This window comes from Stappia sp. MMSF_3263 (genome assembly GCF_030733745.1).
Taxonomy (GTDB): domain Bacteria; phylum Pseudomonadota; class Alphaproteobacteria; order Rhizobiales; family Stappiaceae; genus Stappia.
Window position 1 is genome coordinate 1 of sequence record NZ_JASHIK010000036.1, and the last position, 24716, is coordinate 24716.

Here is a 24716-nt window from a genome sequence, read left to right on the forward strand (position 1 = left end):
CCCGCCCGGACGTTTCCGGTGCGGGGCCGACGCGCGCAAGGATCCTCAGGACGCAAGCAACTCCTTCAGCTTGGTGTCGAGAAAGGCAACGTCGACCGGGTTGGTTCCCGGACCGCCGGCGAAATGGCCCCAGATCGACTCGATGGGGACCAGTTCGGCGTTCGGCATGTTGGCCACCTCGAACGCGCTGTCTTCCGGCGGGAAATAAAGGTCGGTGCGGCCCGGCATGACGAAGGCCTTGGCCTTGATCGCCGCGAGCGCCGCCCTGAAGTCACCATTGTAGAGCGGGTTGTCGCTGATGTCGCCGTTCTGCCAGGTCCACAGCATGGTCAGCAGGTTGTTGGCATCCTTGGGCAGGAAAAACCCCTCCCAGAAAGCGACGAGAAAATCCTCCAGCGACGAGAACCCGAGCACCTTCAGGTCGAGCTCTTCGCGGTAGAAAGCCTGCGAGAAGCCCCAGCCGGCATAGACCCTCGCCATGGCGCGCAGGCCCCGCTCGGGCTTCTTCTCGTACCAGCCCTCGTTCCAGGCCGCATCGGCCGTCAGCGCCGCCTTGACCCCCTCGAGAAAGACGAAATTGTGCCGCGAGCACTTCGCCGAACCGCAGAACGGCGCGATCCGCTCGACCATGTCGGGATACATCGCCCCCCAGTGGAAGGTCTGCAACGCACCCATCGACCAGCCGACAACGAGCGGCAGGCGTTCGATGCCGAATTTTTCCGTCACCAGCCGGTGCTGGGCGCGGACGTTGTCATAGGCGGTGACGTTGGGAAACCGCGCCGCGTTGTACGGTTCGCTTGTATTGCTCGGGCTCGACGACAGCCCGTTCCCGATCATGTTGGGAATGATGATGAAATACTTCTCCGGATCGAGCGCCATCCCCGTTCCGACCAGCCACTCGTTGTCCATGTGCTGGCCCGAATACCAGGTCGGGTAGACGATGGCGTTGTCGCGCTTCGCCGACAGCGTTCCGAACGTCTTGTAAGCGAGATGCGCGCCGCGCAGGGTTGCGCCACGCTGCAATGTGAAATCGCCAAGGTCGAAAATCTCGTAATCGAGGCTCATCTGGGTCTCCGGTTTGGACTGCGGCGCGGAGCGCCGTAAGCAAGGGCCCGCCCGCGGCCGGTGGGAAGAGCAGCCGCGGGCGGATGCGGTCAGGCCGACGCCTTGGCGGGCGCGGCCGTGAAGGATATGACCGCATAGGCGATGCCGCCGGCCAGCCCGGCGCAAATGGCCGTGGACAGCTGCGGAGCATAGAACTCGACGCCGAAGGCAACCAGCGAGCCGATCCCCCAGGCAAGGAAGGCTCCTCCCCGCCAGTCTCGATCGATCACCGCGTTGCGGCGGGTCCAAAACTGGTCGACGATGATGATCGCCCCGATCGGCGGCACCAGGATGCCGAGCAGCGACAGCCACTCGATGAAGAAGGCCCACACGTTGCCCGCGGCAACCACGATGCCGATGGCGCCCAGCACCACCGCCATCAGCCGCATGTGGCTGCCCACGATCCGCGACCAGCCCGTGGCCGCATTGTAGAGACAATGGGCGCAGACCGAACCAAGGTTGCAGTAGAGAAACAGGAAGGCCAGCACGCTCAGGAATGTCAGTTGCTTGGCATTCATGTAGCCGAACATGTTGTCGGCGCCGAACGGATTGGCATCCGGCACAGCGAGAGCCGCGGTCGTCACGCCGCCGACGAGCATGGCGACCAGATTGGCGAAGGGAAAGGCGCTGAACGTCGCCACGATCGAGCTCTTCGTGTCGGCTGCCCAGCGGTTGAAGTCGGCGGTCACCGTGCCCGCGTCGATGAACAGCGCGATCACCACCGTCAGCCCGACGCCCATCGACATGGTGGCCACGCCGTTGTTGCCCGGATAGGCGGCGATCGCCTCCCAGGTCGTCGTCGAGGCCGCGTCGAACATGACGTAGAGGCCGAGCACGACGAAGAGCGGCACCGAGACGAGGCCGATGGCATGCAGGCCGCGCACCCCGACAAAGGTGATGCCGATATAGAGCGCACCGGCGATCACCGTCATCACCACATAGTTGAGATCGTAGGCGGTGCTGATCAGCGCGCCGGTGATGCCGGTCTGCACGGCGTACCAGCCGAGCAGCAGCGTCGACAGCAGGCCCGAGGCCAGCACATAGCCCTTGCGGCCGAAGACGATGCTGGCGAGCAGCGAGAAGTTCAGCCCCGTCCGCGTCCCCAGCACGCCCAGCGCGCCGACATAGGCGAACATGATGGCATTGCCGATAATCATCGCGGTCAGCGCATCGGAAAAGCCCATGCCAAGCACAAGCAGGGATCCGGTCATGGCCCCGGTGATGATCATCGGGAACCCGATCCACACAGTGGTGACCGAGAACATGCTGCGCCGCGCGGTCAGCGGAACGGCGCTATGCTCGTACTCGGCCCCCAAGACATGGTCGACATCCGCTTCCACGGCTTCGGCCCCTTTTGACAATTTCGACATGCACACCCCCCAACGGACACCGGGGCGGGAAGGCTCCCCCCGTGAATGTCCGGCCTGCCCGGCAACCGCGGCCTTGTTTTTTGTTGCCGCCCGGTTGCCCGACTTGAACGGTCCATCTGGACCAGAAACGCAAAAAGGCCTCCGCATGGCTCCTGTGAAGGAGGCATGTGGAGGCCTTTTTGCCTGCGATATCGGACAGCGCCGTTGCTGCCGCCCGACCATTCAGTCAGGCAATTGTTACACTAGACGCCGTTTTTTTTTGTGTCAATTGCGCGACACGGCCATCGCACGAGCTTTTCGTGCGATGGCCGGGAGCCGTTCTCACCCCTGCAGTGTCGTGCTCACCATCAGGTAGAGCACGATGAACAGCGGCGGGATGTTGAGGAAGGCATCGCCGAACAGGAACAGCTTGAGGAAGAAGAACAGAAACGCCGCGTAGAGCGAGACCGCGAAGGGCATCAGGAACGCTGGCGTCATCGGCGCGGTCAGGGCGAGCAGCGGGTCGGTCAGCTTGCGCAGCACCACGAAGAAGGTGATGTCGCGATCCGCCCCCACGACAAGCTCCAGAATGCCGCGCGAGAACAGAAAGGCGGCGATCGCGGTGAGCGCGTAGGTGCCTCCAAGGAAGACGGCGACCTCGGTCGGCGCGCCGCCGAGAAGAAAGGTCGCGACCGCCAGCAGATAGGTGCCGACGAGCAGGAGAATGCCGCTGAGCGCGGAAGCTTTCATGGGGAATGTCCGATCCGGAATGAAAACGCAGGGCCCGGAGGCCCTGCGTCATGTCTATAGCGGGTTCGTCAGTGCGTTTGAACCATCATCGTGCCGCCTTTCGGCAGACGCAGACGATCGACGAAGTCCTGCATTTCCTCGCTCGGTTCCGGCGTCACCAGCGACACCACATAGGTGACGATGAAGGCAACCGGGACACCGAACACGCCGGCGGAGATCGATGCGACGCCGAACCACTTGATCTCGTCGCCCGTGCCCTTGACGAAGTCAAAGCCGTAGACGTTGCCGATCAGGTAGTACATCGTCGTAAGGAAGCCGGCGGCCATGCCGAGCACCGCGCCCATGTTGGTCGTCCGCTTCCACCACACGCCCATGACGAGCGGGGCGAAGAGGCCGGCCGCGGCGATCGAGAACGCCCACGCCACCATCGACAGGATGTCGGACGGCTTGGTGCGCGCCAGGAACGCCGCCGCGAGAGCGACCACCACAAGAAGGATCTTGGCGACCATCAGGCGACGCTTCGAGTCGGCCTTCGGATCGATCATCTTGTAGTAGACGTCGTGCGACAGGGCATTGGCGATGGCCAGAAGCAGGCCGTCGGCGGTCGACAGCGCCGCAGCGAAACCGCCCGCGCCCACGAGACCGACAACCCAGATCGGCATGCCGGCGATCGACGGGGTCGAAAGCACGATCATGTCGTTGTTCAGCTTCAGTTCCGTGTACGGGAAGCCAGTGGTGAACCCCTTGGCCTCGCAGGCCGCCTGGATCGCCGCAACGGTCTCCGCCTTGACGCCGCAGATCGTCACCAGCTGGTGGCCGGCGATGGAGCCCCACTGGGTCATCCACTCCGGAATGGCCGTGAAGGCAAGCTGGTAGCTTGCATCCGCGCCGGCTGCCACGAAGAGACCCATCAGGTTGAACTTCGAGAAGGCGGCATAGGCCGGTGCCGTGAAGTACAGCAGGAAGATGAAGAACAGCGACCAGCCGACCGACTTGCGTGCCTCACGGACCGTCGGGGTCGTGAAGAAGCGCATCAGGATGTGCGGCAGCGAAGCGGTGCCGACCATCAGGCAGAAGATCAGGAAGAAATAGTCGCGCGGGCTGTAGGTCTGGAACGGCGCGACATGCGTCCGCGTGACCTCCAGGAGCTGCTCGTACTGCGAGATCTGCGCCAGCGCACCGCCATAGGTGAGCTGCGGGATCGGAATGCCGAACTGAACGGTCGACATCCAGATGGCCGGAAGCAGATAGGCGACGATCAGCACGATGTACTGCGCCACCTGCGTCCACGTCACGGCCTTCATGCCACCCAGCATCGAGCACACGAGAATGCCCGCAAGGCCGGCGAAGACGGCATAGCGGAAGTCGATCCCGAGGAACTGCGAGGCGATGATGCCCGAGGCATAGACCTGGGCGGTGATGTAGGTGAAGGAGCAGCAGAACAGCACGACGATGCCGACGAGGCGCGCCATGTTGCCGCCGTAGCGGGTGCCGAGGAAGTCGGGCACCGTGTAGGCGCCGAACTTGCGCAGATACGGCGCCAGGAGTACCGCCACGAGCACGTAGCCGCCGGTCCAGCCGAGCACGAAGGCAAGGCCGTCGTAACCGAGCACGAAGAGCGTGCCGGCCATGCCGACGAAGGAGGCGCCGGACATCCAGTCGGCGCCGGTCGCCATGCCGTTGTAGACCGCGGGCACGGAGCGCCCGGCGACGTAGTATTCGGACACCTGCGCGGTGCGCGACATGATGCCGATGAAGGCATAGATGCCGATCGTCGCGGCCATGTAGCACCACAGGATGATGTGGTCCGGCACGCCGATCGTGGCGAAGATCGCCATCAGCGCGACGAAGAATGCAAAACCGCCGACATAGATGCCATAGATCTTGCCAAGGTTGTCGGTGAAATCACCCTTCATTGAAAAGCCCATCGGTGATCCCCCTTAGTCTTCGGCAACGCCGAATTCCTCGTCGATGGCGTTCTGGCGCGCGGCGAACCAGAAAATCAGCACGACGAAGACGATGAGGGATCCCTGCGCGGCCATGTAGAAGCCAAGCGGGAAGCCCAGGATGACGACGTTGTTCAACGCCGACACGAAGAAATGGATGAAGAAGCTGAAAACCGCCCAGACCGCCAGCGTCACCCACATCAGGTTCCGCGTCTTCGTCCAGTGCGCCTCCGCCACTTCCGGTGGCAGTTTCTCGGTCAAGGTAAATCCTCCCACTGATGCATTCCGTTGGCTGATCGACCTTCGTCAGCCCCACCCTCTCCGGCGCAAGATAATCCTAAAGTCGAATTGTCGATCCTCCCGACTTTTCGCACTAGCAGCATGAATTATATTGCGGCGCAGAGATACTTGCGCGCCAAGGTTATTCTGTTCAATGTAGAAAAGGGAAGTTATCCGAAAGACTAATCGGCAAATCCCGGCAAGGGAGCCGAACCGCAGGGAGAAACGCCAAGTGCTTGAATTGATTGGGACCTTGATGCCGCGCCGCAAACGCTCGGACTGGCCGGCTGCCGTCGAGGCAATCCGGGCCGGCGCCGCATTCCTGGCCCAGGGCGCCAGCTACTCCTACTTGCGGGCGCGCACATTGCTCGCCGGCCCCCGTCTGTTCCAGGACGAGGGATTCGGCCTGGCCCTGCAAATCTGCAAATGGGAGGCTTTCGCTGTTGCGGTGCAGGACCTGATTCTGATCATCGAGGCCGACCACAGGGACAGTCTGCCGGCGGATCCGGTGCGCCGGGCCAGGGTGCTCGGCGAGCTTTACCGCGAGGTGCTGGCCAGGGAAGAGATGCCCGAGCACCGGGCCGACAAGGGGTGGAGCGACCTGATCGCCGAGTTCGACACCCGGCTTGATGTCTACATGGCCAAGCCGCCGCTCAAGCCCGATGCGATTTCCATCGCCACGGCCATGCGCCTGCTCGATCACGCGCCCATCGACAAGGCGGTGCGCGAGGCCGACCAGATCATGGTCGTCAACAATGTCGCCTTCCGTTTCATCGACTACCAGGCAACCCTGCGCAAGCGGATCGACCTGGAGGCCTTCGCCGCGCAACTGGCGGAGCGGATGGCGGCCCTGCCGTGATCTTCGGATCGGCCGGGAGCGGCAACGGCCAGCGCGCCGGCGCCACTCCCCTGATCGGGCTTGATGTCGTTGTCCTGGACACGGAGACAACCGGCCTCGACATCCGCAAGGATCGCATCGTGCAGATCGGCGCGGTGCGGATGGAAGGCGTCGAGATCCAGGCCGACAAGCGCTTTGAACGGCTGGTCGACCCCGGCATTCCCGTCCCGGACGTCTCGCGACGGGTGCACGGGCTTGGCGATGAGGACGTGCGCGGTGCACCCGGTTTCGCCGAGGTCGGCCCCGAACTGCTCGCATTCATCGGCGATGCGGTTGTCGTCGGTCATTCGATCCATTTCGATCTCGCCGTTCTGCGTCACGAGGCCGACCGTCACGGCATCGCCTGGCGCGAACCGCGCGCCCTCGATGTCGCGCTGATGGTCGCCGGACTCGACCGCGAGATGATCGACACCTCGCTCGACGGTCTGGCACTTGGCCTCGGCATCCCGATCGAGGGCCGGCACACCGCCATCGGCGACGCGCTCGCCACCGCCAGGATCTACTCCGCCTTCAATCCGCGGCTGCTGGCCAACGGCATCCGCACCCTTGCCGAGGCCGAAAACCTCTGCCGCAAGCCCGCCGGCCTGATTGCGCGCCAGGAGGAGGCCGGCTGGTTCGCCCGTCCGACGGACCGGCCCGATTTCTCCCGTGCCACGCTGAAGACCGGTAGCCAGCGGGCCATAGACAGCTTCCTCTATCGTCAGCGGCTGGGCGACGTGATGAACAGCCCGCCGATCTCGATCCATGCGCAGGCAAGCCTGCACGATGCCGCGCGCCTGATGGCCGAGCGCGGCATCGGCTGCCTCATCGTCGATCCGGTCGATGCCGGCGACGAACCGGGCATCCTCACCGAACGCGACGTGCTGCATGCCCTTGCCCGCGAGGGAGGGGCCGCCTCCGCGGTGACCGTCGGCAGCGTCATGAGCCATCCGGTGATCAGCGCCCCGGACGAGACCTTCCTCTACCGGGCGCTCGGTCTGATGGCGCGCCGCAACCTGCGCTATATCGGCGTCACCGACGCGACCGGACGGCTGGCCGGCGTCTTCACCCTGCGCACGCTGCTGCGCAAGCGGGCGCTCGCCACCCTCACCGTCGGCGACGAGATCGCCACCGCCAAACGCCCGCGCGACCTGGCCCGCGTGCAGGCCGCCCTGCCCTCGCTCGCCTCGGGCCTGCTCGCCGACGGACAGGACGCTCGCCAGGTGGCCCAGATCATTGCTGCGGAAGCCCGTGCGATGACCGCGCGCGCCGCCGAGATCGCGGAAGCGGAGCTCGCCGAGGCCGGGCATGGCGCTGCGCCGGCCGACTATGCGCTGCTCGTGCTGGGCTCGGGCGGGCGCGGCGAGAGCCTGCTGGCCCCCGACCAGGACAACGCGCTGGTGATCGCCGACGGCTATGACGGCGACCTCGATGCGGCCGACGACTGGTTCACCCGCTTTGCCGCCCGGGTCAACGAGATCCTCGACCGCGCAGGCATCCCCTATTGCAAGGGCGGCGTCATGGCGAAGAACCGGCAATGGCGCCGGCGCCTGGGTCCCTGGCTCGACGAGGCGCGCAACTGGGCCGCCCGCCCGACACCGCAGTCGCTGCTCAGCGTCGACATCTTCTACGATTTCACCCCCGCACATGTGTCCGGCAAGGGCGGAGCCCGGCTGGCCGCCGAACTGCGCCGCGAGACCATGGAGATCGCCAAAGGCTCGCTCGCCATGCTGCGGGCGCTCGGCGCATCCGCCGGCGGACACGCGCCCCCGCTCGGCCTCTTCGGCAGGATAAAGAAGGACGACAAGGGCCGCGTCGACCTGAAGACCGGTGGATTGCTGCCGATCGTCTCCGGAGCGCGGGCGATCGCCCTGCGCCATGGCGTCAGCGACCTGTCGACACCGCAACGGCTTCTTCAGGCAGCGGCAAGGGCCGGACGCTCGCAGGCCGACGCCGAACTCCTCGCCGACATCCACGCCTTCCTGATGCGTCTCATCCTGAGCCAGCAGATTGCCGACCTGGAGGCGGGCATTTCTCCCTCGAACCGGGTCGACCTTTCCTTGATCGGCCACCGGGAGCAGGACGAACTGCGCGAGGCGCTCGGCCGCATCGACCTGATCAATCACATGCTGCAGGACCTGTTGCAGGGGCTGTAGCGTCGTCGGCGTTGGGCTTGCCGCATCGGATATCGCAGGCTTGAGAGCTGCTCTGCAAAAACAACAATCAAAACGATAGACTGAAATTCACTTCCTTGAATTCCGGAGTTCGTCCGGGACGTTCCGTGCAGTGAAACGGCCTCCACGGTCAGGAGGCCAGGCTGTGCGGGCATTCGGGATTCCCGCGCCCATCGGACGATGGCTTCGGTCGGATGCAGTCCGCCGCCAGCCCTGCTGTTTCGGAATAGGTTTCACCGCCGGCGGACGACACCAGAACGTCCGGTCGCTTCTCCTCGTTCACCTCAAATTATCTTGACACAAAGATATATTGCGCCCATATATCTTTGCGTGAAGATAAATGCGGCACTCGGACAGGGGAATGATCATGACGACAGCAATCGCAGGCGTTGCACCGGGGCGTGGCGGAAACCTGATCCTCCAGATGCTGTTGTGCTCGTTCCTCTGGGCAAGCGCGTTCCTGTTCCTGAAGATCATTGGCACGAACCTTTCGCCGCTGGCCTTGACCGCGGTGCGCGGGCTCATGGGAGGCGCATTGCTTGCCGCCTGGATCGGGCTTCACCATCAGCGGGTCCTGCCGCGCGGGCGTGAATGGAAGGATTGGATCGTCCTCGGTTTCCTGCAAGGCGTGGTGCCCAACACACTGACGGCCTTTGCCTTGACCCAGATATCAGCCGGCCTGACCTCGCTGAGCCAGGCGATGACTCCTCTGATCGTCGCGGTGTTGGCCCAGGCTGTCTTTGCAGACGAACGATTGACGGCGCGCCGCACGGTTGGGCTTCTCACCGGGTTCAGCGGCATGATCCTGCTGATCGGACCGGCTGCGTTCGGCAATGCACACGCCAGTCTTCCCGGCATCGCATCGATGCTCGCCGTCGCCTTCAGCTATGCCCTGGGCACGCTCTATGTGCGCACTGTCCCGTCACCGACACCGATCCGCCTTGCCTATGGCCAGCAGCTTTTTTCCGGCTTGCCGACATTTGCCGCTGTGTGGGCGATGAGTGGCCTGGGTGCATTCGCCGGCGTGCAGGACGTGATCCTGCCTCTCGCCTTGCTCGGCGTTTTCGGCACGGCACTGCCGATCGTCCTCTACATGCGCATTCTGAGTGTCGCCGGCCCGACGGTTGGCTCCATGAACGGATACTTCCTGCCGCCCTGGACGATCCTGCTCGGCTTCGTGTTTCTGGGCGAAGCACTCAGCCTGCGCGAGATGTCCGCCACGGCGATCGTGCTGGCGGGGGTGGCGATCGTCTCGGCAAGAGCGGGTTCGGTTGAACGGTTGTTGTCTGCGTTCGCCCGGAAGCTTGCCGCCCGCAGGCCGGACGGAGACGTGCCGCAGGCATGCGGATGACCGTGAAGACCGGTAACAGGAAGAACCAACGTCAGACGGGAAGGCGCACGATGCTGACATCCGCGCTTTTCGAACGGGGGCTGGTGGACGAGCTTCTGCCACCTGTCTCTCCGGTTCTGCTTGGGCGGGGCAAACACTTCCTTTCAGACAGTATCGCCCCGCGCAACGTCACTCTTTAAGAACCGGGGCCGCGTCCTCGGGCGTTATCATCAACGCCTGTCGTCACACCGGATCGTTGCCCGCTGCCGCCATTGTCGGGCAGGCAACCGAAGGCCAAACCTGACCGAACAAGGCCGCGCGCCCAACGCGACCTCCAGGTCCTGCCATCGCCCGGGGCCAAGAGCTCCGGCAACGCCCGTCCCTAAAGCTGCGCCGCCATTGCCAGCCCCACCACGGCAAGCATGCTGAGCGCCATCAGGATGTTGATTGCCCGGTTGACCCGGTCCGGCAGGTCCATCCGCCGCAGGGCGATACCCGCCCACAGCCAGCCCAGATGGATGGGGATCCAAATCGCGTTGATGATCGCGAATTTCAGTCCGATCTCGGCAAGCGGCGCGCCGGAGAAGAACGCGAACCCCGAAAAGAAGGCCGCGTTCACCGCATAGGCCTTCGGGTTGATCGGCTGCAAGGCAAGGCCGTTCCAGAACCCGGGTGCGCGTTTCGGACTGATGAACGCGATCCGACTGCCGGCCAGCGCTATGCGCGCGGCAAGGTAGAGCAGATAGGCAACCGACGCCCAGAGCAACACCGCGCGCAGCCACGGCACCGCCAGCGCGGCCGCCGCCAGTCCGGACACGACGAGAATACCGACCAGATTGTTGCCGACCCAAAGGCCGCCGACATAGGCAAGCCCCGCCCTTGCGCCGAAGGCTGAGCCGATGCCGGCCGTGGACAGGACGCCAGGACCCGGCGTCGCGATCAGGAAGAAGACGGCAAACACGAATTCGATCACGGCCTCGGCCTCGCGTGCCTGCACAGGGACCGGCATGACCGCGAAGCTGCGCGCAAGGAGGTGGCTACTGCCCGCCTCACTGCGCGAACCGGCCGGGATCGAGCGCGGCGACGACCGCATCGGGAAGCGAAGATCGGCGACCAAGAACAAGATCCGCGGCCAGTCGCGACAGGGCCGGCGAGGTCTGGATGCCGTACCCCCCCTGCCCGGCAAGCCAGAAGAAACCGTCTGCCTCCGGCGAGAAGCCGGCAACCGGCGTGCGGTCGGGTGCGAAGGTGCGCAGGCCCGCCCAGCTCCGCTCCACCCGGGTCACGGCGACGGTGGTCGCCTGCTCGAACCGGTCGAGACCCTCGGCCAGGACCATGTCCTCGGGCCATGCGTCATGCGGCTCGACCGGATCCTCGTCGGCCGGCGAGACGAGCAGCTTGCCGGCCTCCGGCTTGGCGTACCAGCGCTCCGAGGCGCTCACCACCGCAGGCCAGGAGGACACATCCATCCCCTCCGGCGCCGGCAGGATCGCCGCCGAACGGCGATAGGGCACAAGCCCCAGCGGCGCCAGCCCGGCGAGCCCGGCGATCCCGTCCGCCCAGGCTCCGGCGGCATTGACCACCACCGGCGCTTCCCAGGTCTCGGCGCCAGCCTTCACCCGCCAGACATCGCCCTGCTTCTTGATCTCCACGACAGGGGCGGAGGTGACGACCCGCGCACCGTCGTGGCGGGCGCTGCGCGCATAGGCCTGCAGCAGCCGGTCGACATCGATGTCGGCAGCGCTCTCCTCATAGGCCGCCGCCGCGATGCCGTCGGCGCGCAGAATGGGGAAGAGTGCCTGCGCCTGCGCGATGCCGATCTCCTCGAGCCCGTCCGCGCCGTCGCGATAGGCAGCGAACTTCTCCATCTCGTCCGCACGCGCCACGACGAGTTCGCCGCGCGGAGACAGGAAGCTGTTGTCCGAGAATGCGCCGCCGGTCGACAGCAGATGGAAGGATGCCCCGTTCAGCGCCCGCAGGGTCGCATTGCCGTAATTGCGGATGAAGATCGCCGCCGAGCGGCCGGTTGCATGCCGGCCGGGCGTGTCCTCCGCCTCCAGCACCACGGTCTTGGCGTCCCGTCCGAGATGCGCGGCGGCGCCGACACCGGCAATGCCGCCGCCGATGATCAGGCAATCGCAGGTATGGGCCACTTGCTCCTCCCGGTTGAAAATAGAGCTTGTCTTCAGCCTGAGAGAAAAACTTGCCCGTCTTTGCAAATTCCGGACGAGCAGACGCTCCGGCCAACTCCCGCAAAGGAGGTATCCAATTGATGGATATAGAAAAAATGCTGCCCCCTCAAGCCAACCCGGCGGCAATGCCGAAAACCCTGCGTCAATCATGGAATCGAGGGGCGAACTGGCCGTCCTCGTCAGCATTGACAGCCCATGACCTGCTCAGTACCAATTTCAAGATTAACTTCTTGTTTACTTCAGTGATCGTTCAGAACACGGATTATCCCTGACGATCGCAGCCGGGGGGACGTTCTCGATGCCGACCGCAACAATCACTCAGCTTTATGGTGGCAGTGTCAGCGACTATTACATCGCGCTTGGCATCATCGAAGGCACGATAGCCGCCGGCGACAGCACCAGCGGTACGCTGATAGGCTCAGATCCCAACCTGCGGGTCGAGATCACCGGCAGCGGCTTCACCTATGACGGCACGCCGACCTACAACGACGGCGAGGCCGTCGACGGCGGCACGATCACCCAGTTCGACTTCTATGTGAACAACGTCCTCGCCCTGACGATTTCGGGCCTGTCGATGAGTGCGGCGGCCCTCGCCTCGGCTCTCACCGACATCCACGTCAGCGGCGACGAAACCGCCTTCAACGCCCTGTTCGACGTCTATGACATCAACTACGACGGCACCGGAATTTCCGGATACACGGTGATCGACGTGCCCGGCTCCGCCGGCAATGACACCTATGCATTCGGGCCTTCCGAGGACATTTATGTGGTTCCCGAAGGCGGCGCCGACACGATCAACGCCGGCACCCAATCCCTCTGGACCCAGATTTCCTATGCCGAGGCGACGAGCGGCGGCATCACCGTCAACTGGGGTGCCGGCACGATCCTCGACCCCTACGGTTTCACAGACACGTTCACCGGGCGGATCCATGCGATCCGCGGCACCAACCAGGCAGACTCGGTCACCGGCGACGGCGACAACAACTCGTTCCGCGGCCTCGGCGGCAACGATTTCTTCGACGGCGGCGCCGGTTTCGACGAGATGCGCTACGACCGTGACGCCAACTACGGCGGCTCCGCCGGCGTCACTGTCGACCTCGACAACGGCACCGGTACCGGCGGCAACATTCAGGGCACCGCCACGGACGGTTTCGGCAACACCGATACGCTGGTGAACATCGAGTGGGTGCGCGGCAGCAACCAGGGCGATTCGATCACCGGCAGCGACGCCGACAACCGCCTGCTCGGCCTCGGCGGCAATGATTTTCTCTTCGGCGAGGGCGGCAACGATCTCCTCGACGGCGGCGCCGGCAACGACACCATCGACACCGGCGACAATGACGGCACCGGCGATGGCGACACCGTCGTCGGCTCGACCGGCGACGACACGATCATCTACACCAACAGCACCGCCTCCGTTGCCGGCCAGAACCTCGACTACAGCGGACTGAACGCCGGCATCACCGTCGAGATCAACGGCAGCACCAACACGGCTAGCGTCGACAAGGGTGCCAACGGCACCGACACGATCATGGACATCGTCAATCCGCTCGATGGCAGCGGCATCGGCTGGTTGGATATCTCGGGCACGTCGCACAACGACGTCTTCAACGTGACGCTGGCCGCAGGTCAGTGGATGGTGGCTCGCGGCGGCCTCGGCAACGACACGTTCAACATTTCCGGCAACGGATCCATCCGCATCGACTACCGCTCCTCGACGAGCGGCATCAACGTCAACCTCGTGACGGGCACCGTCTCCGACGATGGTCTCGGGGGCTCCGACACGATCACCGGCTTCGCCACCGAGATCCGCGGATCGGACCATGCCGACATCATCGTCGGCAGCGACCTGGACGAATCCTTCATCGGCCGCGCCGGCAATGACAGCATCGACGGCGGCGACGGCTTCGACCGCATTCGCTACGATCGCGGCGGCATGACCTCGGCGGTCAATGTCAACCTCGAGACCGGCACCGCCACCGGTGAGTTCGGCGGCCAAGCCTTCACCCACACGCTGAGCAACATCGAGTGGGTGCGAGGTTCCTCCTTCGGCGATACACTTGTTGCCAGCAACATCGGGGAGATCCGGCTCGACGGCAACGGCGGCAACGACGTGCTGACCGGCGGCGCCAGCAACAACACGATCGACGGCGGCGACGACGACGACACGATCGACACCCGCGACAATGACGGTCTTGGCGCCGGCGACGCCGTGATCGGCTCGCGCGGCAACGACACGATCATCTACACCTCGGCCCTCGTCGGCGGCCAGAATCTCACCTACGACGCCCTCGGCGCCGGCATCACCGCCACGATCAACGGTGCCACCAACACCGGTTCCATAGACAAGGGCGTCAACGGCACCGATACGCTGACAGATGTCGCCACCACGCTGAATGCCGGCGGCGGATCCGGCATCGGCTGGTTCGACCTCGCCGGCACGTCGCACAATGACATCTTCAACCTGACGGTGGCAGCAAGTCAGTGGATGGCGGTTCGCGGCGGAGCCGGCAACGACACGTTCAACGTGTCCAGCGACGGATGGCTGCGCCTCGACTACAGTTCCTCGACGAGCGGCATCAACGCCAACCTTGCCACCGGCGTGATCTCCGACGACGGCCTTGGCGGCTCGGACACGCTCAATGGCGCGGTAACCGAGATCCGCGGCTCCAACCACGCCGACATCATCCTGGGCAGCGATGCCGGCGAGTCCTTTATCGGCCGCGGCGGAGACGACAATATCGACGGCGGCGGCGGCCTCGACCGCATGCGCTATGACCGCGGCGGCATGACCTCCGGCGTCAACGTCAATCTCGAGACCGGCACAGCAACCGGCGCGTTCAACGGACAGGCTTTCACCCACACTCTGGCGAACTTCGAAGAGGTGCGCGGGACGTCCTTCGCCGACGTGATCACCGGCCGCGACGACACGGACGAGATCCTGGAGGGCCGCGACGGCGCCGACACTCTGAACGGAGGTGGCGGCAACGACACGCTGCGCGGCGGCAACGGCGATGACATCCTCATTGGCGGCGCCGGCAATGACAGGCTGGAGGGTGGTGCCGACACCGATACCGCCAACTTCCTCGGCGGTCTCAACGACGCAAACATCTTCCGGTTCGACAATGTGGTTCTGATCAATACGGCGGGCGGCGGCTTCGACTTCCTCGTCGATGTCGAACAGTTCAACTTCGCCGACACCGGCATCTTTCCGACCAGCAGTATCGGCAACAGCAACCCGTTCGAGTATCTTGCCTCCCATACCGACCTGATCACGGCACTCGGGCCGGACACCATGGCGGCGATCAACCACTTCTACACTGCAGGCTTCACGGAAGGCCGCTCGATCGACTCGTTCGACGAATGGTCCTACGCTGCATCGAATTCCGACCTCATTTCCGTCTTTGGCGGAGACGTCAGCCTCGGCGCCGAGCACTATGTGCGCTTCGGTTTCGCAGAGGGCCGCCAGGTCGACACGTTCGACGAATGGACCTATGTCGCATCTCACTCCGACCTGATCTCCGCGTTCGGCAACAGTGCTGCGCCCGGCGCCCAACACTACGCCCAGAGCGGCTTCAGCGAAGGGCGGGCTCTCGACAATTTCGACGAGTGGTCCTATGTCGCATCCCACACCGACCTGATCTCCGCGTTCGGCAACAGCGCCGCGCCCGGCGCGCAGCACTACGTCCAGAGCGGTTTCAGTGAAGGGCGGGCTCTCGACAATTTCGACGAGTGGTCCTACGTCGCATCCCACGCTGACCTGATCACGGCGTTCGGCAACAGTGCCGCACCGGCGGCCCAGCACTACGTCCAGAGCGGCTTCAGCGAAGGGCGGGCCCGCGACAGCTTCGACGAGTGGTCGTACCTTGCCTCCAACACCGACCTGATCCCGGCATTCGGCGGCAGCACCGCCCCGGCAGCGGAACACTATGTCCGCTACGGCTCGGGCGAAGGGCGGCAGGCCGACAGTTTCGATGAATGGTCGTACCTTGCTTCCAACACCGATCTGATCCCGGTGTTCAGCGGCAGCACCGCGCCGACGGCGGAGCACTTCGTCCGCTACGGTTTCGGTGAGGGGCGCCAGGCGGACAGCTTCGACGAGTTCCGCTACATCGCATCGAATGTCGACCTGTTGCAGTCCTTTGGCGCGAACGGCGCGATGGGCACGCAGCACTATGTCGAATACGGCTTTGGCGAAGGTCGCAGCACCACCGGCTTCGACGTCGATCAGTATCTCGCCAACTACGCCGACCTTCAGTCGGTCTACGGCTCCGATCTGGTTGGCGCGACGCTTCACTACATCCAGTACGGATTTGCCGAAGGACGCACCGACGACGTCATCGTCTGATGTGTTGCAGGTCCGCAACGCCGGAAAGCCGGTCTTGCGGGCCTGCAACACCAAGGGCCTCGTCGAATTGACAATATGCTCTTCTGCCAATACCGATGGGTTACTAAACGGCTGCCGAGTGCAGCCGTATTCATTTACATGAAAACAGGAAATTTCGGATGACGGACGTCCTCTTCTTTCGCGCAAACGGACATTCCGGCTATGGCGTCTACGGTCATGTTCTCGGCACCGACCACACCTATCTCGTGACCAATATCCGCGGCGCCGAAAACCTGACGCAACTTGAGAACTCCTTCAGTCCGGCCGGCAGCGGATTCGTCTTTCGCGGCCGGGACACCGACGGCGCCAGCGACAACCTGGTCTATACGGACGGCAGTGGCGCCACGGTCTTGCTCACCGATGCGAACGGCAACTACCTGCAGGATCCGGCCTGGTTTTCGAGCTTCGCCGGCGAGACGATCTTCTTCGCCCAGACCTCAAGCGTACCGGGCGTCGACGGCGGCAATTTCGCCCTGATGACCACCAATGGCGGCGCGGCGCCGGAAGTGGTGCTGCCCTTCGCTGTCAACCACTACGCCATGTCCGGCGGCGAGCTGTACGTCCGTGCCGGCAATGCCGGCATCTATGTCGTGCATCCCGATCTTTCCTACGAACTCGTGTATGACGGCTCGGCGAACAACGTCTTTGTCCAGTACATGTTCGATGTCGGCGGAACGCTCTACTTCCGCGGTTCGACGAACCTGTCCCAGAACGACTTCTACCGGATCAACCCGGACACATATGCGGTCACAGCCATGTCGATCGGCGCAAACAGCGGCGGCGACAATGTTCAATCGGTCACGGCTGCCGGCACCAATATTTTCTACTGGCAGTTCGTCAGCGGTTTCGGCACCGAACTCCATGTGTCGGACGGCAGCCTCGGCAGCGGCTCCCTCGTGCTCGACATCCGCCCCGGCTCCACCGGCGCCTGGTCCAGCCCGCAGACCGTCGCGCTCGGCAGCGGCATCGTCTTCAACGCCAATGACGGCGGCAGCGACGGTGAGGAGTTGTGGTACTCCGACGGCACAGCACTCGGCACCTATGCCTTGAGCGGCACGGGAACGGCGGTCGGCGCACTCGGCTTCTCCAATATCGTGCAGATGGCAGTTGTCGGCGACCAGGTGTTCTTCGAGGCCTTCCGCAGCGATGTCGGCTTCGAGCTCTTCGTCACCGACGGCACCGAGGCCGGAACCCGTCTGGTCACGGATCTCGTCCCCGGATCGACCAGCGCCAACCCGACCTCCTTCTACAGCCATGGCGGATATCTTTATTTCGTCCGCGACGGCAACGATGCGATCTGGCGGACCGACGGCACGGCCGCCGGCACGACCCTCGTCTCCGATCCGCATCCGACCGACGTCTCTGGAACCTCTTCGTTTCTCGACATTTTCGACATCGACCCGGCACTGATCCCGGCGCCCGTCCACACCGGTGACGATCTCGTCAACGAACTCACCGGCAGCTTTCTCAGCGAGTTCTTCAACGGCGGCGGCGGCGCGGATATCATCACCGCGCTTGGCGGCGACGACGTGATCGACGGCGAGGACGGCGACGACATGCTGGACGGCGGAACCGGCAACGACCGTATCGACGGCGGGACAGGTACCGACACCGCTGTCTATCTCGGGCATATCGACAACGCGCAGGTCTATTTCTTCGGCGACATCAGCATCGTCGTGACCCTGACCGAGGGGACAGACCTTCTCGTCAATGTCGAGCGGCTGCAGTTCGCTGAAAGCGGCACGGTCGATCTCGACAGTTTCCCGCTACTCGACCCTTACCAGTATCTGGCGTCCCATGCCGACCTGCTGGTCGCCTTCGGGGCCGATCCGGACGCGGCGATCGAGCATTTCTTCGTCAGCGGCATTGCCGAGGGACGCGCTTTCGACACGTTCGACGAGTGGTCCTATGTCGCCTCGCACTCCGATCTTGTCACCGCCTTCGGCAACAGCGCCGCCCCCGGCGCGCAGCACTACGTGGAGAGCGGTTTTTCCGAAGGACGCGCGCGCGACAGCTTCGACGAGTGGTCGTACCTTGCGTCCAACACCGACCTTGTCACCGCTTTCGGCGGCAGCACCGCACCAACCGCCGAACACTATGTCCGCTACGGTTCTGGCGAGGGACGGCCACGCGACGCCTTCGACGAATGGTCCTACGTTGCCTCGCATTCGGACCTTATCACCGCCTTTGGCAACAGCGCTGATCCAGGCGCCCGGCACTTCGTCGAGAGCGGCCTGGGCGAGGGGCGCGCGCTGGATACGTTCGACGAATGGTCCTATGTCGCCTCCCACACCGATCTTATCACCGCCTTTGGCAACAGCGCCGCCCCGGGCGCCCGGCACTACGTGGAGAGCGGCTTCGCCGAGGGGCGCGCGCTGGATAATTTCGACGAGTTCCGCTACATCGCCTCGAATGTCGACCTGCTGCAGATCTTCGGCACCGACGGCGCCATGGGCACGCAGCACTATGTCGAATACGGTTTCGGCGAGGGTCGCAGCACAACAGGCTTCGACGTCGAACAATATCTTGCAAATTACGCCGACCTCCAGTCGGTTTTCGGATCCGATCACCTCAGTGCGACGATCCACTATATAGAGTACGGCTTCTTCGAAGGACGCACTGACGACGTCATCGTCTGATGATGACTTGCAAAAGAACATGTAAAACAAAAGCCGCCACCTGCTCAGGTCGGCATTTTTCTTGAAGTATTCGCTTCCAGCATCTCAAGGAAGGCGCGTCCGGCATGGGACAGGTGTCGGCCGCGATGGTGCAGGGCGAAGAACGGGCGCGGCGGCAGGGCAAGTTCCAGCGTGGACAACTTGCCCGCCCGCACCCCGCCCGCAGCAACGAGGCTGGAGAGAACGGCGGCTCCCATGCCCGCCTCGACAGCGCTGCGCAGTGCCTCGTTCGAAGCCATTTCCATAATGATGTCAAGGTCGTGCAACTTGAGCCCGACACTCTCGGCCAGCCGCGCCAGCATCACGCCGGTGCCCGAGCCCGCCTCGCGGGTGACGAAGGAAAGTTCCCGCAGGGCGCGAGCATTGACGATCCCGCGCGCGGCGACCGCATGGCCGCGCGGCAGGACGAGCACCAGCCGGTCCTCGGCGATGCGCTGCGGGGACAGGTCCTCGTCATCCACCGGCCCCTCGACAAGACCGAGATCGACACTGCCCTCGCCTGTCCAGCCGGCGACCTGCTCGGTATTGCCGATGCGCAAGGAAAGGTCGATGCGGGGATGGGCGGCGCGAAACCCCTGCAGGCGGGCGGGCAACCAGTAATTCGCCACCGTCTGGCTGGCGGCCAGCCGCAGCGTGCCGCGCGAAAGCCCGGCAAGATCGACAAGCGCCGCGCTTGCGGCCTCGGCCCGGGAGAGCACCGCGCGCGCCTCGCCGAGAAAGACCCGGCCCGCCTCCGTCAGCCGGATGCCGCGTCCGATCCGGTCGAACAGGCGCACATCGTGGCGCGTCTCAAGCGCGGCAATCGCCGCGCTGATCGTCGACTGAGTCAAGTTGAGGGCTTCCGCAGCACGGGTGACGTGCTCGCGCTCGGCAACGGCAACGAAAATCCGCAACTGGTCCAGTGTCATACGTCCGCCCCGCGCAACGTTCCCGGCCTGCCCGCCACCTCCCGGCAACGGGCGTCGGCACCTCTCCGTGCCGCCTGCCCGCGCCTTGCCGGAAAGCAGCGCTCAGGCGGTGACGCTCACCAATAGCAGGGAGAGAAGGCAGATGAACAGCGAGGCGGCAGCGGCAAGCAGCAGCGGCCGCGTTCCGCGTGCCTTGAGGGCGCCGAGGTCGGTCTGCAGCCCCATGGCGGCGAGCGCCAGGGTCAGCAGCGTCGTCGTCGCGGCCGCCGCGCCCCCGGTCACGGGTCCGGGGATATCGATGATACTGGCAAGGCCCGCCATGGCGAGAAAGCCAAGCACGAACCAGGGCACGGGAACGGTGCAATCCCCCTGCCCTTGCCCATCGGCCCGTGCCCTGCGGCGGGCAAGGGCCGCGAGGACAAAGACGACCGGCGCCAGGAGCAGCACCCGCGACAGCTTGGCGACCATCGCCGCCTCGCCGGCGGCGGCCGAATGCTGGAAACCGGCGCCCGCCACCTGCGCCACCTCGTGGACAGAGGCGCCGACGAAGAGGCCGTAGCCGGCGGCGTCCAGCCCGGCAAGTGCGGGGACAAGCGGATAGGCGAGCATCGCCAGCGTGCCGAACAGGGTGACGCAGGCGATCGCATAGGCAACGTCCGCCTCGCCCGCCCGGGTGGCGGAATTGGCCGCCGCCACCGCCGAGGCACCGCAGACCGAGGTGCCGGCGGCGATCAGCTCGGCAAGCCCCCGCTCGACGCCGAAAAGCCTGCCGAGCCAGAGGGTCAGCGCGAATGTGGCGGCGAGCGATCCGGCAATGACGGCAAGGCCGCCGGGCCCGAGCGCGGCAAGATCGGCGAAGGTGAGCTGCAACCCGAGCAGAATGACGGCGGCGCGCAGCAGCGGGCGCGCGGCGAAGGCGGCGCCGGCCACGAGAAATGCCGGCAGGCCGAACAGGGCGCGGACAAGGATCGCCAGCACGATCGCCAGGATCATCGGCCCGAAGAGGTCGAGGCCGGGGACAAGCCGCAGCGCGTGACCGACCGCCGCCAGAAACGCGCAAAAGCACAATCCGGGCAATATTTGCGCAAATTTTTCGAAATTCTGTCCGAATATTGAGTCGGTTTTGCCTGTTCCGGCAACGCTCATGGCCTGTTCTCCGTCATTGGAGGCGACCATGGCCGGAAACATTCAATCGATCAAACGAGTAATTTAAATAATTACAATCGAGTGAAACGATTGATTGAATTGCACGGACTCACTCGCTGGGCCGGATATGTTCAGGCGCCTCGTCTCAGCACCATCGTCCGGACGCTTGCGCCTTCGTCCGGCACGCAGTTGCCCCCTCACGCAGTCCTCCACTGATGGCGCGGCGCTCCGCGCCTGCCGCAACCGGTGGGGACTGTCGCATCCGCCGGGGTTGCCAATGGGTCCCCGGTCAAGCCGGGGATGACGGCCGAGAGGGAGGAAAGGCCGGCGTGACATGGGCAGCGGGGATGACGGCGGAGGGAAAGGCAAAGGTGGCGCCAGCACCATATGGCGGAGGGATTGGCCGGTGCTGCCCCCCCTTCTGTCCCCTGTCGGGGACATCTCCCCCTCAAGGGGGGAGAGGGGTGCGTGAGGCGATGCCCGCATTTCTGTCGTTCCGGACGGGTTGCGGCGCGACCGACACTCGATCACCGCCCTGTCCTCGGAGCGCCAGTTCGCTCCTACCGACGACACTCAACCGCAACCCCACCCGCAGGCCGTCACCCCCGCCGGAGCGAAGCGCAGAGCGGGGGCCATCTGTTGCCAGAGCGGGCGTGGAGGGGGCACGGCGGTCGCCTGCCGGCCCGATCCGCAAGCGACAGCCGCGTCCCCCACTGATGGCGAAGGGTTTCGCGCCTGCCGCAACCGGCGGTGCCGGCAACACCCGCCGGGGTTGCCAATGGATCCCCGGTCAAGCCGGGGATGACGGCCGAGAGTTGGGCAAGGAAAGAGCAGCGCACCTTGCGCGCGCCGGTCAGCCCGCGTCCGTGACGACCGGACAACGGACGAGGTGCCAGTCCCTCGACAGGCGACGCTGATCGAGGGCGCGCTTCAAGCGGTCGCTGATGAAGAAGTCATCTACAATGAGTTTGTCCCACCACAGATCGGGGCCTTCGAGCGCCGCCCCGGAGAAAACAGCCAGGGGCTTCTGGGGACGTGCCGTCGATACCCGCCAGCGACCTGAGCCAGGTTGTTGCCGCAGGTTCACGCTCTTCTCCAGCAGGAGGGCGTCCTTCTTGTTGCCCTGGCTGAGATAGAAGAACTCGCCCGGCATGGGCGTCTTGCCGTCCGGATGCCACAGGCGCACGGGATAGAGCGCCCCCTTGCCCATGTCGAAGCCTCGCACCACCTCGGCGCTTTCGCCCGCCAGGATGATGAAGCCGTTGGAAAAGATCTGCGGCACGCGTTGCTTGTGCGCCGACGGATGGCTGTTCGGGAGCGGATAATTGTCCGTGGGAAACCGGTCTTGCGGAAGGAACCAGCCGACCCCGGTTTGCCCCACCGCTTCCAGGATCGGCTCCGGCGTTCTTCCGCCATTCTCGAATTCTTCGCGCGGCACCCAACCACGCGAGTTCACTATGCCGTGGCCTTGCACCAACCAGATGCAGGGATCAGGCCCGGTCTTGTCGTTCTTGCTCATCCGCGCAAGCCGCCTCACATCACCGGCAGCACGTGCGGCGAGGTGGAAACCCCGCTCTGTCCGGCGGAAGCCGTCTCGTAGGCGAGGATCGCGCCGGCAAGATCCTCCAGCGCGGCGCCGACCGACTTGAACAGGGTGATGTCCTCGTCCTGGCGGAGCACCGGCCGGACACCCCGCGCGAGGTCGAAGAGGTCGCCCTCGATCGCCGCTTCCGTGAGCGCGCCGGAGGCCAGCGCCTGGACGATGTCTCCGCCTTCCTTGACGGCGCCGCCGCGCGTGTCGACGAAGACGCGAGCGCGGGAAACCGCCTCGTCGTCGCTCTCGCGCATGGTCGGCTTGAAGGCGCCGACGAGATCGACATGACAGCCCGGCTTCAGCCAGGCGCCTTGGACGAGCGGCACCTGCGACAGGGTCGCGCAGCTGACGATATCGGCCTCGCGCACAGCCGGTTCCAGATCGGCAACCGCATTGGCGAGGATGTCGAGCTCTTCGGAAATCTCCCCGGCCACCGCCTTCGCCTTGTCGATGTCGCGCCCCCAGACGGTGATGCGCGACAGCGGCCGCACCGCGGCATGGGCGGCGGCGAGGTTGACCGACAGACGGCCGGTGCCGGCGATCACCAGATGGCGGGCGTCCTCGCGGGCAAGATAGTCCGCGGCAAGCGCGGAGGCGGCGGCGGTGCGGCGGGCGGTAAGCTCGCCGCCGTCGATCAGCGCCGCCATCTCGCCGGTGCGCGCGTCGTTGAGCATGTAGCTCGCCATCACCGCCGGCAGGTCGCGGGCGCCGTTGCCGGGCACCACGGTGGCAAGCTTCACGCCGAGATAGCGCCCCGGCACCCAGGCCGGCATCAGCAGCAGGGTGCCGTCGGCCTCGCCCGGCACGGCAAAATCGTGATGATGGCGCACCGGGCTCTCGCAGCCCTCGCGGAACATGGCGCGCAGGGCCTCGATCAGCGGACCCCATTCGAGCGCCGCGCGGGTCGCCTCCCGGTCGAGTTGCAGCATTTCGGCGATCTCCCTTCCTGTAACCCTGCGAAAGCGGACCCGGCACGACAGCCCTGTCCGCGCAAGCGATTCCGGGCCCGTTCCAATGTCTCCGCCCACCTATCGCAATAGCTGCCATGCTCCCGCCTGACAACCGCTTGCAGGGCCGACGAGGGGCGAGGCGGACCGGCGCGGTTCGGGCGTCCTCTCGCGTGAACCACGCACCGAACACGATCACGGCCCAGCCGGCACCGCCGGCCGAAGAAAACGTCAGGCCTTGCCTTCTTCTCAGTGGCCATCCCCGGCTTGACCGGGAATCCATTGGCACCCCCGGCAGGCGTGACTGGCCTCTGTCGGCTGCGGTATGTGCGGAGCCCTGCGGCATCAGTGGGTGGAACGCGGTCTCCGCCGTCGGTCGCGGCATGACACACGCGCGGCCGCCGCGATCCTTTCATGCCCGCTCTGCAAACGAATGGGCCCCCGGTCAAGCCGGGGGTGACGGTCTGAGGGTGGAGTGGCAGCTTCGTGCTGCACGACAAGAACGGCGACAGGTGCCGCCATGCCCCTGGCTTTCGCCTTCGCCTTGCCCGGGGTGACGGTCTGAGCGTGTCGCGATAGCGGAGAGCCCCCCTCGGCTGCATGGTTCGCGCTCTTGCCCTCCCTCCTCGGCCGTCATCCCCGGCTTGACCGGGGATCCATTGGCAACCCCGACAGGTGTGACTGGCGCTCATCGGTCGCGGCGGGGCGGGCTCTTCTCGGCCTCCGCCCCGCAGTGGAAGCGCTTGTGTCGACGGATCGGCAGGCGACCGTCGCGACCCCATCGCCCCCGCTCTGGAAGCGAATGGGCCCCCGGTCAAGCCGGGGGTGACCGCTTGAGGGTGGAGTGGCGGCTTCGTGCTGCACGACAAGAACGGCGACAGGTGCCACCATGCCCCTGGCTTTCGCCTTCGCCTTGCCCGGGGTGACGGCCTGAGCGTGTCGCGATAACGGAGAGCCCCCCTCGGCTGCATGGCTCGGGCTCTTGCCCTCCCTCCTCGGCCGTCATCCCCGGCTTGACCGGGGATCCATTGGCAACCCCGACAGGTGTGACTGGC

General features: G+C 65.1%; 17 protein-coding genes. 6 read left to right on the top strand and 11 right to left on the bottom strand.

Going from position 1 to position 24716, the window contains the following annotated elements; genetic code table 11:
* Nucleotides 1–45 precede the first annotated feature (45 nt).
* The 5 genes from RBB46_RS22365 to RBB46_RS22385 form a co-directional block, all read right to left on the bottom strand.
* Nucleotides 46–1065: an alpha/beta fold hydrolase gene (locus RBB46_RS22365; protein ID WP_306031278.1), complete on the bottom strand. Its 1020-nt coding sequence runs from the start codon at nt 1063–1065 to the stop codon at nt 46–48.
* Between the two features lie 89 nt (nt 1066–1154).
* Nucleotides 1155–2474 (bottom strand): cytosine permease, encoded by a 1320-nt coding sequence (locus RBB46_RS22370; protein WP_306031280.1) that lies wholly within the window; start codon nt 2472–2474, stop codon nt 1155–1157.
* A gap of 321 nt (nt 2475–2795) precedes the next feature.
* Entirely contained in the window at nt 2796–3203 is a 408-nt protein-coding gene (locus RBB46_RS22375; protein WP_306031281.1) for a hypothetical protein, read from the bottom strand.
* A 68-nt stretch (nt 3204–3271) separates the two neighbouring features.
* Nucleotides 3272–5131 carry a sodium:solute symporter family protein gene (locus tag RBB46_RS22380; RefSeq protein ID WP_306031283.1) on the bottom strand — a complete coding sequence of 620 codons (1860 nt, stop codon included), beginning with the start codon at nt 5129–5131 and terminating at the stop codon, nt 3272–3274.
* A 12-nt stretch (nt 5132–5143) separates the two neighbouring features.
* The gene (locus RBB46_RS22385; RefSeq protein ID WP_306031284.1) at nt 5144–5410 is read right to left on the bottom strand and encodes a DUF4212 domain-containing protein; all 267 of its coding nucleotides are present in this window, start codon (nt 5408–5410) and stop codon (nt 5144–5146) included.
* 250 nt (nt 5411–5660) lie between these two features.
* Between RBB46_RS22385 and RBB46_RS22390 the strand changes: the two genes are divergently transcribed.
* The 3 genes from RBB46_RS22390 to RBB46_RS22400 all read left to right on the top strand — a co-directional run bounded on the left by RBB46_RS22390 (nt 5661) and on the right by RBB46_RS22400 (nt 9830).
* Nucleotides 5661–6287 carry an esterase gene (locus tag RBB46_RS22390; RefSeq protein ID WP_306031285.1) on the top strand — a complete coding sequence of 209 codons (627 nt, stop codon included), beginning with the start codon at nt 5661–5663 and terminating at the stop codon, nt 6285–6287.
* On the top strand, nt 6284–8461 hold the full coding sequence (locus RBB46_RS22395) for a DUF294 nucleotidyltransferase-like domain-containing protein (RefSeq protein WP_306031286.1): 2178 nt from the start codon (nt 6284–6286) through the stop codon (nt 8459–8461). The genes RBB46_RS22390 and RBB46_RS22395 overlap by 4 nt, the downstream gene beginning before the upstream one ends.
* Nucleotides 8462–8903: 442 nt before the next feature.
* On the top strand, nt 8904–9830 hold the full coding sequence (locus tag RBB46_RS22400; RefSeq protein WP_306031298.1) for a DMT family transporter: 927 nt from the start codon (nt 8904–8906) through the stop codon (nt 9828–9830).
* 361 nt (nt 9831–10191) lie between these two features.
* Here the strand turns inward: RBB46_RS22400 and RBB46_RS22405 are convergent, their stop codons facing one another.
* Both RBB46_RS22405 and RBB46_RS22410 read right to left on the bottom strand, forming a co-directional pair.
* The gene (locus RBB46_RS22405) at nt 10192–10818 is read right to left on the bottom strand and encodes a LysE family translocator (protein WP_306031287.1); all 627 of its coding nucleotides are present in this window, start codon (nt 10816–10818) and stop codon (nt 10192–10194) included.
* A gap of 40 nt (nt 10819–10858) precedes the next feature.
* A complete protein-coding gene (locus tag RBB46_RS22410) occupies nt 10859–11962 on the bottom strand; it encodes an FAD-binding oxidoreductase (protein WP_306031289.1) in 1104 nt (367 codons plus the stop codon).
* 119 nt (nt 11963–12081) lie between these two features.
* On the opposite strand from RBB46_RS22410, the gene RBB46_RS22415 reads away from it, so the two are divergent.
* The 3 genes from RBB46_RS22415 (at nt 12082) to RBB46_RS22425 (ending at nt 19027) form a co-directional block, all read left to right on the top strand.
* Nucleotides 12082–12273: a hypothetical protein gene (locus RBB46_RS22415; protein ID WP_306031290.1), complete on the top strand. Its 192-nt coding sequence runs from the start codon at nt 12082–12084 to the stop codon at nt 12271–12273.
* Between the two features lie 26 nt (nt 12274–12299).
* Nucleotides 12300–16349, top strand: a complete 4050-nt coding sequence (locus tag RBB46_RS22420; protein ID WP_306031291.1) for a calcium-binding protein — start codon at nt 12300–12302, stop codon at nt 16347–16349.
* A gap of 158 nt (nt 16350–16507) precedes the next feature.
* Nucleotides 16508–19027 (top strand): hypothetical protein, encoded by a 2520-nt coding sequence (locus RBB46_RS22425; protein WP_306031292.1) that lies wholly within the window; start codon nt 16508–16510, stop codon nt 19025–19027.
* A gap of 44 nt (nt 19028–19071) precedes the next feature.
* Here RBB46_RS22425 and RBB46_RS22430 read toward each other — a convergent pair whose 3' ends face one another.
* The 4 genes from RBB46_RS22430 to RBB46_RS22445 form a co-directional block, all read right to left on the bottom strand.
* The gene (locus RBB46_RS22430; RefSeq protein ID WP_306031293.1) at nt 19072–19974 is read right to left on the bottom strand and encodes a LysR family transcriptional regulator; all 903 of its coding nucleotides are present in this window, start codon (nt 19972–19974) and stop codon (nt 19072–19074) included.
* A 102-nt stretch (nt 19975–20076) separates the two neighbouring features.
* A complete protein-coding gene (locus RBB46_RS22435; RefSeq protein WP_306031294.1) occupies nt 20077–21042 on the bottom strand; it encodes a YeiH family protein in 966 nt (321 codons plus the stop codon).
* Between the two features lie 931 nt (nt 21043–21973).
* Nucleotides 21974–22639, bottom strand: coding sequence for a hypothetical protein (locus RBB46_RS22440; protein WP_306031295.1), 666 nt, complete (start codon nt 22637–22639; stop codon nt 21974–21976).
* A gap of 14 nt (nt 22640–22653) precedes the next feature.
* Nucleotides 22654–23643, bottom strand: coding sequence for an ornithine cyclodeaminase family protein (locus RBB46_RS22445; protein ID WP_306031297.1), 990 nt, complete (start codon nt 23641–23643; stop codon nt 22654–22656).
* Between the last annotated feature and the right edge of the window lie 1073 nt (nt 23644–24716).

Excerpts from the sequence above, each read along its gene's own strand:
- RBB46_RS22365 (WP_306031278.1), bottom strand. The coding sequence starts at position 1,065 with ATGAGCCTCGATTACGAGATTTTCGACCTTGGCGATTTCACATTGCAG.
- RBB46_RS22370 (WP_306031280.1), bottom strand. The coding sequence starts at position 2,474 with ATGTCGAAATTGTCAAAAGGGGCCGAAGCCGTGGAAGCGGATGTCGAC.
- RBB46_RS22375 (WP_306031281.1), bottom strand. The coding sequence starts at position 3,203 with ATGAAAGCTTCCGCGCTCAGCGGCATTCTCCTGCTCGTCGGCACCTAT.
- RBB46_RS22380 (WP_306031283.1), bottom strand. The coding sequence starts at position 5,131 with ATGGGCTTTTCAATGAAGGGTGATTTCACCGACAACCTTGGCAAGATC.
- RBB46_RS22400 (WP_306031298.1), top strand. The coding sequence starts at position 8,904 with ATGCTGTTGTGCTCGTTCCTCTGGGCAAGCGCGTTCCTGTTCCTGAAG.
- RBB46_RS22405 (WP_306031287.1), bottom strand. The coding sequence starts at position 10,818 with ATGCCGGTCCCTGTGCAGGCACGCGAGGCCGAGGCCGTGATCGAATTC.
- RBB46_RS22415 (WP_306031290.1), top strand. The coding sequence starts at position 12,082 with ATGGATATAGAAAAAATGCTGCCCCCTCAAGCCAACCCGGCGGCAATG.
- RBB46_RS22420 (WP_306031291.1), top strand. The coding sequence starts at position 12,300 with ATGCCGACCGCAACAATCACTCAGCTTTATGGTGGCAGTGTCAGCGAC.
- RBB46_RS22425 (WP_306031292.1), top strand. The coding sequence starts at position 16,508 with ATGACGGACGTCCTCTTCTTTCGCGCAAACGGACATTCCGGCTATGGC.
- RBB46_RS22430 (WP_306031293.1), bottom strand. The coding sequence starts at position 19,974 with ATGACACTGGACCAGTTGCGGATTTTCGTTGCCGTTGCCGAGCGCGAG.
- RBB46_RS22440 (WP_306031295.1), bottom strand. The coding sequence starts at position 22,639 with ATGAGCAAGAACGACAAGACCGGGCCTGATCCCTGCATCTGGTTGGTG.
- RBB46_RS22445 (WP_306031297.1), bottom strand. The coding sequence starts at position 23,643 with ATGCTGCAACTCGACCGGGAGGCGACCCGCGCGGCGCTCGAATGGGGT.